The sequence below is a fragment of the Paenarthrobacter nitroguajacolicus genome (assembly GCF_051027655.1).
Classification (GTDB): Bacteria; Actinomycetota; Actinomycetes; order Actinomycetales; family Micrococcaceae; genus Arthrobacter; species Arthrobacter nitroguajacolicus.
Map to the genome: position 1 here is coordinate 3,470,159 of NZ_CP073234.1, position 16,714 is coordinate 3,486,872.

At 61.6% G+C, this 16,714-nt stretch carries 12 protein-coding genes; 4 read left to right on the top strand and 8 right to left on the bottom strand.

Annotation, left to right across the window (positions count from 1 at the left end; genetic code table 11):
- The first annotated feature begins 767 nt into the window (after window positions 1-767).
- Together KCX59_RS16490 and KCX59_RS16495 are read left to right on the top strand one after the other, a co-directional pair.
- Window positions 768-1,943, top strand: a complete 1,176-nt coding sequence (locus KCX59_RS16490) for an amidase domain-containing protein (RefSeq protein ID WP_179019608.1) — start codon at window positions 768-770, stop codon at window positions 1,941-1,943.
- A gap of 17 nt (window positions 1,944-1,960) precedes the next feature.
- Window positions 1,961-2,374 (top strand): hypothetical protein, encoded by a 414-nt coding sequence (locus tag KCX59_RS16495; protein WP_179019606.1) that lies wholly within the window; start codon window positions 1,961-1,963, stop codon window positions 2,372-2,374.
- 798 nt (window positions 2,375-3,172) lie between these two features.
- On the opposite strand, the gene KCX59_RS16500 is transcribed toward KCX59_RS16495, so the two are convergent.
- From KCX59_RS16500 to KCX59_RS16525, 6 genes are all read right to left on the bottom strand, one after another.
- A complete protein-coding gene (locus KCX59_RS16500; RefSeq protein WP_179019604.1) occupies window positions 3,173-4,726 on the bottom strand; it encodes an amino acid permease in 1,554 nt (517 codons plus the stop codon).
- A 167-nt stretch (window positions 4,727-4,893) separates the two neighbouring features.
- Window positions 4,894-5,310, bottom strand: coding sequence for a DUF779 domain-containing protein (locus KCX59_RS16505; protein ID WP_179019602.1), 417 nt, complete (start codon window positions 5,308-5,310; stop codon window positions 4,894-4,896).
- On the bottom strand, window positions 5,310-6,320 hold the full coding sequence (adhP, locus tag KCX59_RS16510; protein WP_179019882.1) for an alcohol dehydrogenase AdhP: 1,011 nt from the start codon (window positions 6,318-6,320) through the stop codon (window positions 5,310-5,312). Before adhP ends, KCX59_RS16505 begins: the two co-directional genes overlap by 1 nt.
- 42 nt (window positions 6,321-6,362) lie before the next feature.
- On the bottom strand, window positions 6,363-7,886 hold the full coding sequence (gene exaC / locus KCX59_RS16515; protein ID WP_179019600.1) for an acetaldehyde dehydrogenase ExaC: 1,524 nt from the start codon (window positions 7,884-7,886) through the stop codon (window positions 6,363-6,365).
- A 96-nt stretch (window positions 7,887-7,982) separates the two neighbouring features.
- Window positions 7,983-9,326: a GAF domain-containing protein gene (locus KCX59_RS16520; protein WP_179019598.1), complete on the bottom strand. Its 1,344-nt coding sequence runs from the start codon at window positions 9,324-9,326 to the stop codon at window positions 7,983-7,985.
- 89 nt (window positions 9,327-9,415) lie between these two features.
- Window positions 9,416-10,849 (bottom strand): FAD-dependent oxidoreductase, encoded by a 1,434-nt coding sequence (locus KCX59_RS16525; protein ID WP_179019596.1) that lies wholly within the window; start codon window positions 10,847-10,849, stop codon window positions 9,416-9,418.
- A 116-nt stretch (window positions 10,850-10,965) separates the two neighbouring features.
- On the opposite strand from KCX59_RS16525, the gene rarD reads away from it, so the two are divergent.
- Window positions 10,966-12,051, top strand: a complete 1,086-nt coding sequence (gene rarD / locus KCX59_RS16530) for an EamA family transporter RarD (protein ID WP_179019594.1) — start codon at window positions 10,966-10,968, stop codon at window positions 12,049-12,051.
- Window positions 12,052-12,257: 206 nt separating this feature from the next.
- On the opposite strand, the gene gabT is transcribed toward rarD, so the two are convergent.
- On the bottom strand, window positions 12,258-13,613 hold the full coding sequence (gene gabT, locus KCX59_RS16535; protein ID WP_017197131.1) for a 4-aminobutyrate--2-oxoglutarate transaminase: 1,356 nt from the start codon (window positions 13,611-13,613) through the stop codon (window positions 12,258-12,260).
- 41 nt (window positions 13,614-13,654) lie between these two features.
- The gene (locus tag KCX59_RS16540) at window positions 13,655-15,085 is read right to left on the bottom strand and encodes a gamma-aminobutyraldehyde dehydrogenase (RefSeq protein ID WP_091469655.1); all 1,431 of its coding nucleotides are present in this window, start codon (window positions 15,083-15,085) and stop codon (window positions 13,655-13,657) included.
- Between the two features lie 144 nt (window positions 15,086-15,229).
- Between KCX59_RS16540 and KCX59_RS16545 the strand changes: the two genes are divergently transcribed.
- The gene (locus KCX59_RS16545; protein WP_179019592.1) at window positions 15,230-16,672 is read left to right on the top strand and encodes a PucR family transcriptional regulator; all 1,443 of its coding nucleotides are present in this window, start codon (window positions 15,230-15,232) and stop codon (window positions 16,670-16,672) included.
- Window positions 16,673-16,714 lie beyond the last annotated feature (42 nt).

A 16,714-nucleotide genomic window follows, 5' to 3' on the forward strand; every position in this document is an offset into this window, starting at 1 on the left:
TCCCCAATGGCTGGAAACCGCAAAGCGCCAAAGACCGCCGGAGTCGTGTGTTGTCTGCTGCTCCTCTTGCCGTTCGCCGTGCCGGCACTGGGAAGCCGTGGCGCCCGATCTGTTCCCAGCATCCCTTTGCAACCGGGCGTGACTTGCCGTCTTGAGTAACTAGCCCGGACGGTGGGGGGTGGGTAACGTCCATATAGGTCTCCAGCGCAGAGATATGGATGTGCTGGTCCATGCTCCGCGACGGCTCATAGGATGTGCGGCCTATACTCGTCCCCAGGCTCCCCTGGGCGGGTTTCAAAGTCGACCCAGGCGCAACTTCCCAATTGCTTGCTTTGCTTGTTTTGCTGCCAGCGGACCTCGGCTATAAAACAGCGGTACTTTTTCCCCACCCCTGATATGAGTCCATGTCCGGATCAGCGGCAGCCCTCCCTTAGAAGTGACACCGGCATAGTTAGCCGGCCGTCGTCAACTCCTAGGATCTGTTGTCACTCGACTCGTCAAGCCCACGCTCACCCACTTCTGGCTGAGAACATCGAGGTCGACGCTCTGCAGCACTGAGCACCGGACCCGCGTCAAAGGAAGCTGTCGCGCAAACAGAATGCTCCGTTCGCCCAAAAAATGGTAAGACTCCTGCCTGTTTTGTATTTCAGTGAGTTAGTAAAGTTACTTGTAATAACCGGTGTTTCTCTAGTCAATAAGTGTTATCTTGCGCTCAGCCTTTCAATTGAGGGAGGCGCTCTGGCATGATCGTTTGAAAGGACGTGGACGTGAGTACCACGCGAAGAACCAGAAATCTAAGCGCAACCTTCGTAGCCATCGGAGTCGTGCTTACTGCTTTTCAGCCAACTACTGCGCTTGCCGCAACTGAGCAGGTTTTGCAGCCGCCAGCTGACATTGGGGAACTATCCGCAACGCTGAAAGCTGTCATCACCGAGAGAAACCAGCAGATCCTTGGCGACCCTGCCACCTCCTCATCTCGGACACAGCTGCAGCTGTTTAGCGCGAAATCCAAGGCCAAAGTGGCCGCGGAATACGACGAACTGAAAGCGCGGAAGACCCGACTGGCTGCATACGGACAGGGCTATTCGTCAGTCATTACAACCTTCGAATCAGAAATCTTCAAGTTCGAAGCCGAACGGGCCTCCGCGGAAATCACCGAACGAACAGATTTGACCTACACAACGGGAGGACCGCCGGAGAGCTACAGGTACGAGCAGATTGTGGAGTTCACAAAGACGGACTCCGGATGGACAATCGACTCGGTCAAACCCAAGAATGAAGGAGGCTTACCACCTTCAACAGTAGTCAGCGCGGCACAACTGGCCCCGGCTCCCGGGGCTCGAAAGCCCCTTATCCTAGGACCGGGCCAGGTAGCCACTGAGGCGAAGGCTTCAGCACCTAACTCCCATGTACCCCAGACGAAGCCGGGTACCGGTCCCAAGTCGGACCAGGAAGTCACACTGGCCGCGGGGTACAACTACACGGCCATGACCAACTACGCCCTCAACTGGGCACTTGGCCGCAACGGCGCTTGCCGATCATTCGGCAACGACTGCCAAAACTTTGTCTCCCAGTCGCTGAAGACGGGAGGGTGGGCCGACCAAGGAGGTTGGTATACCTACGACAACAGCTGGTGGTACACATTCGCCAATCAAACGTATTCATGGGTGGGTGCCCAAAACTTCCGCAACTTTGCAGTCGGCCAAGGCCGGGTCAGCTATCTGAGCTACCTAAATGACCTTGGTCCTGCAGACGTATTGCAGGTGCATTGGCCTGAAGGTACGCCTGATGTCGACCATTCCATGTTCGTGACGTACTCCCCGTGGAGTGCGGGTACTCGTGACATCCGCGTTAGCTATCACACCACCGATACCCTCAACAGGAGTATCTGGAATCTTTATTCGTCATTCCCATACGCAACCTGGTACGGCCTGCGGACCTAAGAGCTAAGCTAAATACCATGCACAATCTAGGACGGATATTTTTTGTCATATTGCTCTGCATTTTCGGCCTGGTGCTCGGCGGTTGCGACAGAAATTTCGACCCAGACATGGGACAACGTAATTCCACAGCCGAAACTGTTATTAGCGCTGCAAAGAATGGTGATCAAAAGAAGCTCTTGGAACTCGCGCTTGTCGACATGCAAGAAAGAGAGGCCGGAGCCAACGAACTCATCACCAAATCCCAGGCTCTTGAATCCAGCGGATACGAAATCCAGTACCAGGAACATCACGGAGCACCTGACAACTATCTGGTGACAGCCAGCGATAACGAAGGCGATGATCTCACCTTCGAGCTCGACTGGCATGAGTCACGATGGCAGCTGGCACTAGGAACGGCTGGCCCACCGAAATCACCCGCCGCAACACCGTAGTCCGCACTGGCACATTCCGCTTTACAACGGCGTTCAAAGAGCGGCATTTAGGGCAGTAAAGAGAAGAAGCCGGGAAGCCCTTTGAACTGCTCCCCGGAAGTTGGATTTGAGAATTCAGTTCTGACTTCCGGGGAGCAGTTTTGCATTCGCAGAGTTCGTTGCATGAGGTCCAGCGGCGAGACCGCTGTAGCGTGGTTGGAGAAGTGTCTTGCGGATACGGCGACAGCCAATCGGCTGGGTGTGTCCCACTGGCCGGTCAAGAGTCTGCAACTGAAGTAAAGGATTCGTGGGCAAGGAGCGCCGTTGACCAAGCCGTAGAAACAGTCATTTTCTTTCGACTTCAAGCTCGCGTTGGTCGAACGGTTCCTGGCGGGCGAGAGTGCACAGGATCTGGCAGCGGAGGCTGACTCGTCGTCGCCTGTCCTGTTTTGAAGGTGGGTGCGTGCGTATCGTCGCGAGGGCTCGGACGTTGCGGCCGAAATGGCGCAATTGGGAAAATTACGGGCCTTGAGGGTTCAAAAGGAGCGGTGAAGGTCCAAGCCCTCAAGGCGTTCCGCGACGTACGGTTCATCAGCACGGACGCACTGGCCACCCATTTAGACGACTACATCCACAAGTACAAGACCAGACGAAACTCGACAAACCTCAAAGGACCTGAGCCCAGTTCAATACCGGACCCAGGCCCCCGCGGCTTCGGCTCTTATTTGGCCAATCCAATTTCAGGACCCAGTTCACGATGGTTCCCGGGCGCCTATGCAGCAATACGGTGCAGCTGTCCGACAAGCTGCTCACATTGGTCTAAACCTTGGTGTAGCTGTCCTCGTCCTCGTCGCCCTTGGTCTGGCGGCTTTCGGCGGCACCATTGACGGAGGCCTTGGCTGCGGCGAATTTCTCATTCAACCGCGAGTGGCGCTGGCCGTAGGCGAAGTAGATGGCCATGCCGATGACCAGCCAGATCGCGAAGAAGATCCAGGTTTCCACGGCCAGGTTGGTCATGAGGTAGAAACAGAGGACTGCGGAGACCCACGGCAGAACCTTCCCGAACGGGACCCGGAAGGCCGGCTTGAGGTCAGGCCGCTTCTTGCGCAATACCAGGATGCCCAGGCTGACCATCACAAACGCGGACAGCGTTCCGATGTTGATCATTTCCTCGAGCAGGTCCACCTTGGTTACGCCTGCTACCAGGGCCACGGCCGCACCACAAATGATCTGCAACCGGGCCGGCGTCGAGCGCTTTTCGCTCGTCTTGGACAGCGAGCGGGGCAGGAGGCCGTCGCGGCTCATGGCCAGGACCACGCGGGACAGGCCCATGAGCAGCACCATGATCACCGTGGTCAGGCCCACCAGGGAACCGAACGCGATGATCTTGGCAGCGTCGGTGTTGCCCACGGCCTCGAAAGCCGTGGTCAGGGTGGGGTTCTTCACCTCGGCCAACTGCGTGTAGGACACCATGCCGGTCAGTGCGAGGGACACCAGGATGTAGAGCAGCGTAACCACTGCAAGGCCACCGAAAATACCGCGGGGAAGGGTCTTCTGCGGGTTCTTGACCTCTTCTGCGGAGGTTGCCACCACGTCAAAGCCGATGAAGGCGAAGAACACCAAAGCTGCGCCGGCGAAGACGCCGAGCGTTCCGTACTGGGCCGGAGCAGCGCCAGTGAGGAAGCCGAAGAAGGACTGCTTCATGACGTCGACGGCGCCGGAGTCGGTGGGCTCGGAGGCAGGAATGAAGGGGGTGTAGTTGGAGAACTTCACGTAGCTGAAGCCAACAACGATCACGAACAGCACTACGGCGATCTTGATCAGCGTGAAGACGTTGCCAACGCGGGCGGACAGCTTTGTCCCCAGCACCAGCAGGACGGTGAAGATCGCGACAATGAGGAAGGCTCCCCAGTAGAGATCAACACCAGCCACCTGGATTGACGGCGGCATTTCCACGCCCATCAGGCCGAAGACCGTACTGAGGTAAATGCCCCAATACTTTGCGATCACGGCTGCGGCGGTGAAAAGTTCAAGGATGAGGTTCCAGCCGATGATCCACGCGAGGACCTCGCCCATGGTGGCGTACGTGAACACGTAGGCGGAGCCTGCCACGGGGATCGCTGTGGCGAACTCCGCGTAGCACATGATGGCCAAAGCACACGTGACAGCGGCGATGGCGAAGGAGATGGTGACAGCAGGGCCGGCAAAGTTCGCGGCAGCCTTGGCGCCCACTGAGAAGATCCCGGCGCCGACAGCAACGGCGACGCCCATGATCATCAAGTCCCAGGTGCTGAGGCTGCGCTTCAGCTTTCGCCCGGGCTCGTCGGCATCGGCGATCGACTGCTCGATCGACTTGGTCCTGAAAATGTTCATGAAAATGCCACATTCTGGATGGGAGTGGTATAGGACTCATCAAGAATAGTGTCCGGCCCTTGGACGACCATATTTATCCCAGATAGTGAGACGACCCACGAAACGCTGTGACAGCTGTGGCTGGTGTGACGAGGACACGTAGTCCCCGTCACACCATCCATGGGCTCCTAAACGCTTGGAACGTCCCAGTCCATGAGGGTGGAACGGATCAGGAACCGTTTGCCCTCAGGTGATTCCACTGAGAATCCGCTACCGCGGCCCGGGACCACATCGACTGTGAGGTGCGTGTGGGACCAGTAGTTGAACTGCTCCTTGGACATCCAAAACTCCAAGGGCTGCCGCTCTCCTCCGGTTCCGATATCGAAGCGGCCCAGAAGGACATCAGAGTCGCCGGTGAGGAACTCCCCCGCGGGATAGCACATAGGTGCAGAGCCGTCGCAGCAACCACCCGACTGATGGAACATGAGTGGCCCGTGCTGGTCCCAAAGTTTGCGGAGGAGTTCCAGGGACACCGCGGTGAGCGCCACCCGGGAGAAATCCTCCCCGGGCAGCGTCACCGCAGCTTCCAAGCTGGTGTTGTCCATCAGAACTTCAGGACCACTCGGCCGTCGATCTTGGCGTGCTTCATCTCGTCAAGGACCGCGTTGACTTCGGAGAGTTCCCGGGTGGAGACCGTTGGCTTGATCTTTCCCTGGGCGTAGAACTCCAGTGCTTCCTCCAGGTCCTGCCGTGTTCCCACGATCGAGCCGCGGACCGTAAGGCCCTTGAGGACGATCTCGAAGATCGGCGCAGGGAAGTCTCCCGGAGGCAACCCATTGAAAACGATCGTTCCACCACGGCGCGCCATACCGATCGCCTGGCCGAACGCCGAAGGGTGAACCGCTGTCACCAGGACACCGTGGCAGCCACCCGTTTCACGTTGGATGACCTCTGCCGGGTCCTCATGCAGGGCGTTGACGGTCAGCTCGGCGCCGTGTTCGCGGGCTAGCGCCAGCTTGTCGTCGGCAATGTCCACCGCCGCGACGCGGAGCCCCATGGCCACCGCATACTGCACGGCGATGTGCCCCAGTCCCCCGATGCCGGAGATGGTGACCCACTGACCGGGCCTGGCCTCGGTCATCTTCAGGCCCTTGTAGACCGTGACTCCGGCACACAGAACCGGTGCGACTTCCACCGGGTCCGAGCCTTCCGGGATGCGGGCAGCAAAGCGCGTGTCAACCAGCATGTACTCGCCGAACGAGCCGTCAACGCTGTAACCACCGTTCTGCTGAGACTCGCACAGGGTTTCCCAACCGGTGCGGCAGTACTGGCAGTCTCCGCAGGCGGACCACAGCCAGGCGTTCCCCACAAGATCGCCCACGGCAACGTCCGTGACACCCTCTCCCAGAGCCACCACTTCACCGACACCTTCGTGTCCGGGAATGAAGGGCGGCGTGGGCTTGACCGGCCAGTCGCCTTCGGCGGCATGGAGGTCGGTATGACATACCCCGGAGGTGATGAGGCGGACCAGCGCCTGGCCGGGACCCGGCGTCGGCCTTTCCACTTCCTTGACTGTAAGGTCGGTTCCGAATTTCGTAACTACTGCAGCTTGCATGGTGGCCATTTGCGATCTCCTTTGATCGATGAACAGGACGGTTTAGAAGAAGCCGAGCTTGTTCTCGTTGTAGCTGACCAGGAGGTTCTTGGTCTGCTGGTAGTGGTCCAGCATCATGGCGTGGTTCTCACGGCCAATACCTGAGGACTTGTAGCCACCGAAGGCGGCACCTGCCGGGTAGGCGTGGTAGTTGTTGACCCACACACGGCCGGCCTGGATTTCCCGGCCCGCGCGGTAGGCGACATTTCCGTTACGCGACCAGACTCCGGCACCCAGCCCATAGAGGGTGTCGTTGGCGATTCCGATGGCGTCGTTGTAGTCACTGAACTTGGTCACGGACACCACCGGACCGAAGATCTCCTCCTGGAAGATGCGCATCCGGTTGTGGCCTTCGAAAATGGTGGGCTGGACGTAGTAGCCACCTGCCAGGTCACCGGACAGCTCGGCCCGGGCACCACCGGTGAGGACCTTGGCACCTTCCTGCTTTCCGATGTCGATGTAGGACAGGATCTTCTCCAGCTGGTCATTCGAGGCCTGGGCACCTACCTGGGTGTCGGTGTCCAGCGGGTTTCCCTGGATGATCTTGTTGGTCCGGGCCACGACATCAGTCATGAAGGAGTCGTAGATGCCTTCCTGGACCAGTGCACGGGACGGGCAGGTGCAGACCTCGCCCTGGTTGAAGGCAAAGAGTGTGAAGCCTTCCTGGGCCTTGTCGTAGAAAGCATCGTTCTGGGCGGCGACGTCATCGAAGAAGATGTTCGGGCTCTTGCCGCCGAGTTCCAGGGTGACGGGGATGAGGTTGTTGGATGCGTACTGACTGATGAGGCGGCCGGTGGTGGTCTCACCCGTGAAGGCGATCTTACGGATCCGGGAGCTGGAAGCGAGAGGCTTTCCGGCCTCTACACCGAAGCCGTTGACGACGTTCACCACACCTGCCGGTATGAGGTCTCCGATGAGTTCCATGAGGACCAGGATGGACGTGGGCGTCTGCTCGGCGGGCTTGAGAACCACGGCGTTGCCGGCGGCGAGCGCCGGTGCCAGCTTCCACACGGCCATGAGGATGGGGAAGTTCCACGGGATGATCTGACCGACGACGCCCAACGGTTCCTTGAAGTGGTAGGCCGTGGTGTCCTCGTCCAGCTGGGAGAGATGACCTTCCTGCGCGCGGACTGCGGAGGCGAAGTAACGGAAGTGGTCGGCAGCCAACGGGATATCGGCGTTCAGGGTTTCGCGGACGGGCTTGCCGTTGTCCCACGTTTCCGCCACCGCGAGAAGCTCCACGTTCTCGTCGATGCGGTCTGCGATCTTGTTCAGGATGGCCGCGCGTTCGGTGGCCGACGTCTTGCCCCAGGAGGGTGCAACCTTGTGGGCGGCGTCCAGCGCCAGCTCGATGTCCTCCGAGGTACCACGGGCAACTTCGCAGAAGGCTTTGCCCGTGACGGGGGTGATGTTCTCGAAGTAGGCGCCCTTGACCGGGGCAACCCATTCGCCGCCGATCCAGTTCTCGTAGCGGTCCTTGAAGGTGACCTTCGAACCCTCGGCACCCGGCTGTGCATAAACAGTCATTGCTAGCTCCTTTGCTGCGAATCACGGTGGCTGTCGCCATTGATCCGAGCCTAGGAGCAGGGAGGTTGCAGCTACGTTGCAACCATGTGAGTCAGCTCACTCTGTCATTTCCGTTTCGATCCGTTCAAGGTCGGCCACGACGGCGGCCCGCTTGGGTGAGCGCGGCGGCAGCAGCTTCAGGACGGCAAGGCGGAGGTCGACGTCGTACTTCGCCTCGGGCAGCTCAGCGTACTTGAGGAGCGAGTCAACGCTGCCGTCGCTGAGCAGCGCCTCGCGCAGCAGGTGCGAGACCCGTTCGCGCAACTGCACGACGCCGGGCGCCACCGAGCGTGGCAAGAGCCCGCCTTTGTAGATTTCCAGGGCGATGCGGTGGGCACCGCGCTGGAGGCAACTGAGGACCTGGCCGGAGTCGGGCAACAACTCAACCGGCAGGCGGTAAGGACGGGATTCCGGGACCGCCTCCGGGCTGAGTTCCTGCATGACCTTCCGGAGCCGCACCATTTCCGCGCGAAGCGTCACGGCAGAACCATCCCCGGGATACAGCTGGTTGCACAGGTCTTCAGCGCTGAGCCCGGCGGGGTGGTTACTCAGGATGGCAAGGATCTCGCTGTGCCGGGCAGATAGGGAAACCGTCCGTCCGTTGATGCTGAGCAGGGCTTGGTCACGACCCAGCAGCTGGAGGCTGTTCCGGTAGAGCGCGTGGCCGGAGGCGGCAGCCGCGCTCCGGCGTCGGGGTTTGTCCTTGACGGCGCCGGCGAGCGTCAGTCGTTCAATACGGAGCTGAGCCTGGGCGGCGGCAACGGTAGCCTCCACCAACGAAAGAGTATGCGCGGCGACGGCGGTTTCCGTGCCCGTGATATCCACAACGCCCAGCACAGCGCCGGAATCGGGGTCGTGGAAGGGAACAGCCGTGCAGCTCCAAGGATGGACCGAGCGTTTGAAGTGTTCCGCCCCGGAAATCTGGATGCTGCGGTCCAGAGCCAGCGCAGTCCCGGGTGCGCTGGTGCCCACGGAAGCTTCGGACCAGTCGGCGCCGGCCACGAACATCATGCCCTCAGCCCGGCGCTGCATCACGGGATCCCCATCCACCCACAGGAGCCGCCCGACGTCGTCACCCACTGCCACCAGCAGGCCGCTGTCATGGCTGGGCTGAACCAAAAGCTTCTTGATCACGGGCATGATCGTCGCCAAGGGGTGCTGCCTGCGGTACTCCTCAAGCTCATCTCCATCCATTGCGAGGGGAGCCTCCGCGACGTCCGGGTTGGCCTGCAGAGTTGCCGAGCGTTGCCAGGATTCCCGTACCAAGCGGCGCAACCCGACGATGTCCTCGGGCATCCCGAGACGCAAGGAGTCCAGACGCTCGTGGCCGGTAAGAGCACGCTTCTGCAACAGCTCCGCGGCATCGCTGCCTGGAACCGGCGGATGAACTGGATTCCTCATCGAACTCCCTGGTAGTCCGCAATGACAGTGCGCTGCACGTGTGGTGGGCGGGACAGTACCGTGAAGTCTAGTTCGGGTGAAGACGAATGTCAGCCGCGGGAGATCCGGATCATTTCCTCGCGCGGAACAACCTTGATGCGCTCGCGGACCACGCCGTTACCTTCACCGGCAGTCCACTCAGCACCAAGCGCGGCTTCGTGGGCATCAAGCCTGTTCCAGCCCTCCCACGTGGTGTATTCGACGCCGCGTTCCTCAAGGAGGTCGATGATGGCCTGCGGATCCGGGTTCTCAGCAGGGGGCAGGTTCAGCCTGTCCTCGAGGAGGAAGCCGATGGTCTCCAGGGCATCACCCTTGGTATGGCCGATCAGCCCCACCGGTCCGCGCTTGATCCAGCCGGTGGCGTAAATTCCCGGCACGGGCTTGCCGTCGGCGTCCAGGACGCGACCGCCGTCGTTCGGTATGACGCCCCGGCGGGCGTCGTACTCAAGTTCCTCCAGCGGGGAACCGTGGTAGCCGATGGCGCGGTAGACGGATTGGACCGGGTATTCAATGAACTCGCCGGTGCCCTTGACGTTGCCGGTTCCATCCAATTGCATGCGCTCGAATTTGATGCCCGAGACCTTGCCGGGCGTCTCAGGCGAGTCGAGGATCTCTATGGGACTGTGCAGGAAGTGCAGGTGCAGGCGCCGCGATGACGGCTGTTCCGATTCTGCGTGCTCCTCCACCAGCCAGTTGGTCATGGTGTTGACCATGGTCTTGATCTGGTTGTTTGTCCTGATGGCTTCATCCGAGGCTTCGTCGAACTCGAAGTCCTCCGGGTACAGGACGATGTCCACGTCCTTGCAGTGGGACAACTCGCGCAGCTCCAACGGCGTGAACTTCACCTGGGCCGGGCCACGGCGGCCGAAGACGTGAACGTCGGTGACCGGCGACTGCTTGAGCCCCGCGTAGACGTTGTCCGGGATCTCCGTAACCAGGAGTTCCTCGGGATGCTTGGCCAGCATGCGGGCCACATCCAAGGCCACGTTGCCGTTGCCGATCACGGCGATTTCCTTGGCATCCAGGGGCCAGTCCCGGGGAACGTCCGGGTGGCCGTCGTACCACGAGACGAAGTCGGCTCCGCCGAAGGAGCCCTCCAGTTCGACGCCGGGGATCCTCAAATCGGCGTCTTTGATGGCACCCGTGGAGAAGATCACGGCGTCGTAGAACGCACGGAAATCGTGGAGAGTGAGGTCCTTGCCGTAGGTCACGTTGCCGAGGAAGCGAATATCGCCGCGGTCCAATACCTTGTGCAGCGCGTTCACGATGCCCTTGATCCGCGGGTGATCCGGCGCCACGCCGTAGCGGATCAGGCCGTACGGCGCCGGATATGCCTCGAAGAGATCGATGCTGACCTCCACATGCCCGTCTTTGACCTCGTTCGATTTCGTCAGGATGTCCGCGGCGTACACGCCTGCGGGTCCTGCACCAACGATCGCAACGCGAAGCGGACGATTGGGGGTTGTTGCGGCTGAGTTGGACACCGTTACCCTTCCGAAGCAGTGAGCCACGCCGTTGTTGGGGCGCGCAGATTCCAATTCTAGATGTCGACCCTACGCCGGACCGCCTTTATGGCAGGAGTCACAGAAATTGATAAAGATTGCGGAATATTGCCCGTGCAGGCGGTGTTGGCGACAATGTGTCGACTCCGGAACAGATAGCTGCCAACTCTCGCTCTTCAAACCAGCCAACGACGACGACAGTCGGGGGCGGCGGTGGAGGTACCGGCGGTTCCGCTAAAACCGGCCGCAAGCCTGTGCGGAGCGAGTCGACGGCGGGAATCCTGTTCGGCATTGGCGCTTACGGTCTATGGGGCCTGCTTCCGCTGTACTTCTTCGTCCTCATGCCGGCCAGCGCAATCGAGATCGTGGCCAACCGGATCGTTTGGTCCTTGCTCTTCTGTGCACTGCTCATCACCATCACGCGCGCTTGGAAAACATTCTGGGCGGCGGTGAAGGACAGCAGCGTTTTCGGTCCTTTGGCCCTGGCGGCAGTTCTGATTGCCATCAACTGGCTCACCTACACTTTCGGGGTCACCACGGGCCACGCCGTTGAGACGTCCCTGGGCTACTTCATCAACCCGTTGGTCTCGGTTTTGCTCGGCGTTTTCGTCCTCAAAGAAAAGCTGCGTCCCCTGCAGTGGGCAGCTGTGGGCATCGGCTTCGTGGCCGTGGGCGTCCTGACATTCTCCTACGGACAGCTCCCGTGGATTGCCCTGATCCTGGCCTTCAGCTTTGGGCTCTATGGCTTCGTGAAAAAGCGTGTCGGGCCCAAGGTGGACGCACTCACGAGCCTCAGCGTGGAAACGGTGGTCCTGGCTCCCTTTGCAGCCATCACCATGGTTGTCCTCTCGGTAACCGGCGTCGAAACCCTTACCACGCTGGGCGCGGGCCACTTCTGGCTGCTGGTGGCTTCCGGTGTCATCACGGCCGTACCCCTCCTGTTCTTCGGCGCCTCAGCCCGCCGTCTTCCCATGACCACCATCGGCCTGCTGCAGTACTTCGCGCCGGTCCTCCAATTCGTGGTGGCGCTGACCGTGTTCAACGAGACCATGACCACTGCCCGCTGGATCGGTTTCTGCGTGGTGTGGTTGGCGCTGGTGCTGCTGACCATCGACATGCTTCGCACCACTCGGAAAAACTCGGTGCTGAAGAAGAGGGCCCGGCTGGCGGCTGCTGGCTCGTAGGCCCCCCATTCCTGCCCTTGTTCGGTACTGCCGAACAACCGCGAGGCTCGTAGCTCGGGCGGGAACACCGAGAACGCCGGAACGCTGCCAGAACGCGGGAACGCTCCAGCGAACTCGGCGCATTCCCGCGAACTCGGCGGTGCACCGCTTAAACGCAGGAGGAGGGCCGGGGGTGTCCCCGGCCCTCCTCCAACAAGCGTGAAGTCTTACGCGTGAGCCTTGATGGCTGCTGCGAGGACCTCGAGGCCGTCAATGAGCAGTTCGTCGCTGATGACCAGCGGCGGGAGCAGGCGGATCACGTTGCCGTAGGTGCCACAGGTCAGGATGACGACGCCTTCCTTGAGGCAAGCGGCAGCAACAGCCTTGGTGAGCTCAGCGTTCGGCTCCTTGGAACCGGGCTGGACGAGCTCGATGGCCAGCATGGCCCCGCGGCCGCGGATGTCGCCAACCACGGAAACTTCGGCTGCCAGTTCGCGGAGCTTGCCCAGGGCGAGCTCTTCGATGTGGCGTGCGCGGCCGTTGAGGTCGTGCTGTTCCATGGTGTCGATGGCTGCGAGTGCTGCGGCGCAAGCAACCGGGTTGCCACCGTAGGTGCCGCCGAGGCCGCCCGGGTGGACGGCGTCGAGCAGGTCTGCGCGGCCGGTGATAGCGGACAGCGGGAGGCCGCCGGCAATGCCCTTGGCCATGGTGATGATGTCCGGGACAACACCTTCGTGGTCAACAGCGAACCATTCGCCCGTGCGGCAGAAACCGGACTGGACCTCGTCAGCGATGAAGACGATGCCCTTTTCCTTGGCCCATGCGGACAGTGCCGGCAGGAAGCCTTCGGCCGGAACGATGAAGCCGCCCTCGCCCTGGATGGGCTCGATGATGATCGCGGCGACCTGGTCGCCACCGATCTGCTTCTCAATCATGGTGATGGCGCGCTTGGCGGCCTCGGCACCGGTGATTTCCGGGTTCTCTTCACGGAACGGGTAGCTCATGGGCATGCGGTAGACCTCGGGCGCGAACGGGCCGAAGTTGGTCTTGTACGGCATCGCCTTTGCGGTCAGTGCCATGGTCAGGTTGGTGCGGCCGTGGTAGGCGTGGTCGAAAGCAACCACGGCGTCGCGGCCGGTGGCCAGGCGTGCAACCTTGACGGCGTTCTCTACGGCTTCAGCGCCGGAGTTGAACAGCACGGTGCGCTTGGCGTGGTCGCCCGGGGTGAGGCGGTTGAGCTGCTCGGCAACTGCAACGTAGCCCTCGTACGGGGTGACCATGAAGCAGGTGTGCGTGAAGTGCGCAGCAGCTTCCTGGACAGCGGCGACGACGGCGGGGTCGGACGCGCCGACGCTGGTCACGGCGATGCCGGAACCGAGGTCAATGAAGGAGTTGCCGTCGACGTCGCGGATGATGCCGCCATCGGCGTCTTCAACGTAAACGGGGACGCCCGAGGCGACTCCTGCAGCAACGACGGCGGCGCGACGCTCGGCCAGTGCCTGCGACTTGGGGCCGGGGAAGGCGCCGTTGATGTTGCGCTTCTGCTCGATGCGGTACGAGAGTTCGTTCGCGGTGGTGGTCATGAGGTGGTTGCCTTTCTGGGAAGCTCTGGTGAAGGTACGGGTTACGCGTCGAGCGCAGACATCACGTGCTTGATGCGCGTGTAGTCCTCAACGCCGTACATGGAGAGGTCCTTGCCGTAGCCGGACTGCTTGAAGCCGCCGTGCGGCATCTCTGCCGTCAGGAGGATGTGGGTGTTGATCCAGACCGCACCGAAGTCCAGGTCGCGGCTCATGCGCATGGCCGTGCCGTGGTCGGTGGTCCAGACGCTGGAAGCCAAGGCGTATTCGACGTCGTTGGCCAGTTCGAGCGCTTCTTCTTCGGTGCTGAACTTCTGGACGGTGATGACCGGGCCGAAGGTTTCCTTCTGCACAATGTCGTCAGTCTGCTTGGCGCCGGAGATGATGGTGGGCTCGAAGAAGAAGCCCTTCTCGCCTGCGCGGTGGCCACCGGTTTCGATCTTGCAGTTCGCCGGGAGGTTCTCCACCACGGAGGTCACAGCGTTGAAGTGGTTCACGTTGTTGAGCGGGCCGAAGTAGTTGTCTTCGTCGTTCTGCGAACCCGTGTGAAGGGTCTTGGTGTGCTCCACCATCGCTGCCACGACGTCGTCGTGGACGGAGTCCTCCACCAACACGCGGGTGATGGCCGTGCAGTCCTGGCCTGCGTTGAAGAACGCGAACTCGGCGATGGCCGCGGCACTCTTCTTGATGTCGGCATCCTTGAAGACGATGGCCGGAGCCTTGCCGCCAAGTTCCAGGTGGGCCCGCTTGAGGCCCTTGGCAGCGCCGCTTGCCACAGCAATGCCGGCGCGGACGGAGCCCGTGATGGACACCAGGCCGGGGACCTTGTGGTCAACCATCATGGCGCCGGTTTCGCCGGTGCCCAGGACAACGTTGAGGACACCGGCCGGGAAGATCTCGCCGGCCAGGCGTGCCAGCACCAAGGTTGACTCAGGGGTGGTGTCGGAAGGCTTCAGGACAATTGTGTTGCCTGCGGCCAGGGCGGGGCCGATCTTCCAGATGGCCATGAGGAACGGGTAGTTCCACGGAGCAACCTGGGCTACGACGCCGATCGGTTCGCGACGTACGTAGGAGGTGTGGCCCTCGAAGTATTCGCCTGCGGACTTGCCTTCGATGATGCGCGCTGCACCGGCGAAGAAGCGGAGCTGGTCAGCACCTGCGGCAACTTCCTCGGAGGCGATCAGGGAACGGACCTGACCGGTGTTGCGGTGCTGGGCTTCCACGAGTTCATCGCTATTGGCCTCGACGGCGTCTGCGAGCTTGAGGAGCATCAGCTGGCGCTGGCCGGGAGTGGCCTTCTTCCACGACTTGAAAGCCTGGTTGGCCGCGGTCATGGCGGCGTCCACATCGGCCTGAACCGAAATGGGCGACTTGGCAACGATTTCCCCGGTGGCGGGGTTCACGATGTCCAGGAGACCCGTACCTGCCGGCGTAACGAATTCGCCGTTGATGAAGTTCTGCAAGGTTTGAACCACGGTGTGCAACCCTCTTTCGGAGTCTGGGCATGGGTTTAGCTGATCAGAGCCTATGCCAGGGAGGGGGTCCAAGGAATAGCCAGCTGCACACACAAGGACCCCCCGCTTAGTGCGCTTGCCCAGTGCCGGGTTACGCTTGAAAGCATGGCAATGTCCCTCGCTTCGCTCGTCGCTGTCCCCTCCCTGAAACTCCGCCAAGCCGGCCTTGCCGAAACCACGTGGAACCAGGACATCAGTTGGGTTGCGGTGACGGAACTGGAAGACCCCCAGCGTTTCCTCAGCGGCGGAGAGCTGGTCCTCACCACCGGCCTGCGCCTCAAGAGCGCCGCCGACCAGCGACGATTCGTCCGCCAGGCCCAACGCGCTGGTGCCGTCGGGATCGGTTTTGGCATCGGCCTCACCCACGAGTCCGTCCCGGAAGCACTCATCGCGGAAGCCAACCGCTGGGGCTTGCCCCTGGTGGAAGTCCCCTACGAGATCCCCTTCATCGCGATCGGCAAACTCGTGGCGGAATCGCACTCTGCCGACCATTATTCCAACTTGGAACGACTCCTCGCCGGACACCAGATCCTGGCACGCTCCCTCCTCACCGGCGGAGGCCTAAACGAACTTCTCAAGCAACTGGGCAGCATGCTCCGCACTGATGTGGTGCTCACCCAGTTCAGCGCGCAGCTCTACAACAGCGTGGCGGGGAAACCGGCCCCGACGGCGGATGGCTGGGCTTCGTATCCGATTCCCACCGGCCGCAGGGATGCCTGCACGCTCTGGTTGCGGCAGCCGTTCGTCGACTCCGGCATCGTCAGCTACGCGCAAAACCTGATCAGCGTGGAGCTCAACAACATGGTCAAGCAGCGCCAAGCCCAGCGCGCCATGGCCGGTCAGGTCTTGGACGACGTCATCCACGGCACTCTTGAGAGCATCGAGGCCGCCCGGCGCCTGGCAGGCGTCGGCATCAACAGCACCCGGAAGAACGTTGTGCTCGTGGCAGAGTCCACGGCACACCACAAACACTTGATCAGCATCTCCCTGCCTCAGGCGCTGGAAGCCGGCGTCAGCGCCGTCGTCGGGAAGGACCTTGTCACTGTCATCAGCGACGATGGCAGTTCGGCCACCGCTTTGGCCAAGAGCCTTAGCGATCACTTGCAGGAAGCCGGCATCCACGCAGTCATCGGTATCGGCGGCGCCTACACGAAGCCGAACGGCCTGCGTTGGAGCTACTTTGAAGCGCGCGACGCCGTAGCGCACGGCTTGCCGGTCAACGAGCCGGAGCGCCTGAGCCTGACATCCCTGCTGCTAGCCAGCGAGGATGTTCCGTTGGCGGATATGGCCAGCGAGTCCCTCACGCCGCTGCGGAAGTTCGACGCCGCCCACGGGGCCGAGCTGGTGGCCACACTGGAGAGCTACCTCAACCACAACGGCTCAGTAGCAGCTGTGGCCGAAGCCCTCACCCTGCACCGCAACACTGTGCGCTACCGCCTGGCACAGATCACCGAATTGACGGGTTACGACCCCTCCCAAACGCAGGACCGCGTGCAGCTGTGGCTGGCCTTGGCAGTCCAGCGCCTGGGCTCGCGCAACCCTCGCTAGGCCTCCTGAAAGCCCGCACGGAGAGCTTCGCCACAAAACCCT

Coding starts and splice junctions, on each gene's coding strand:
- KCX59_RS16495 (WP_179019606.1), top strand. CDS start 1,961: ATGCACAATCTAGGACGGATATTTTTTGTCATATTGCTCTGCATTTTC.
- KCX59_RS16500 (WP_179019604.1), bottom strand. CDS start 4,726: ATGAACATTTTCAGGACCAAGTCGATCGAGCAGTCGATCGCCGATGCC.
- KCX59_RS16505 (WP_179019602.1), bottom strand. CDS start 5,310: ATGGACAACACCAGCTTGGAAGCTGCGGTGACGCTGCCCGGGGAGGAT.
- adhP (WP_179019882.1), bottom strand. CDS start 6,320: ATGCAAGCTGCAGTAGTTACGAAATTCGGAACCGACCTTACAGTCAAG.
- exaC (WP_179019600.1), bottom strand. CDS start 7,886: ATGACTGTTTATGCACAGCCGGGTGCCGAGGGTTCGAAGGTCACCTTC.
- KCX59_RS16520 (WP_179019598.1), bottom strand. CDS start 9,326: ATGAGGAATCCAGTTCATCCGCCGGTTCCAGGCAGCGATGCCGCGGAG.
- gabT (WP_017197131.1), bottom strand. CDS start 13,613: ATGACCACCACCGCGAACGAACTCTCGTACCGCATCGAGCAGAAGCGC.
- KCX59_RS16545 (WP_179019592.1), top strand. CDS start 15,230: ATGGCAATGTCCCTCGCTTCGCTCGTCGCTGTCCCCTCCCTGAAACTC.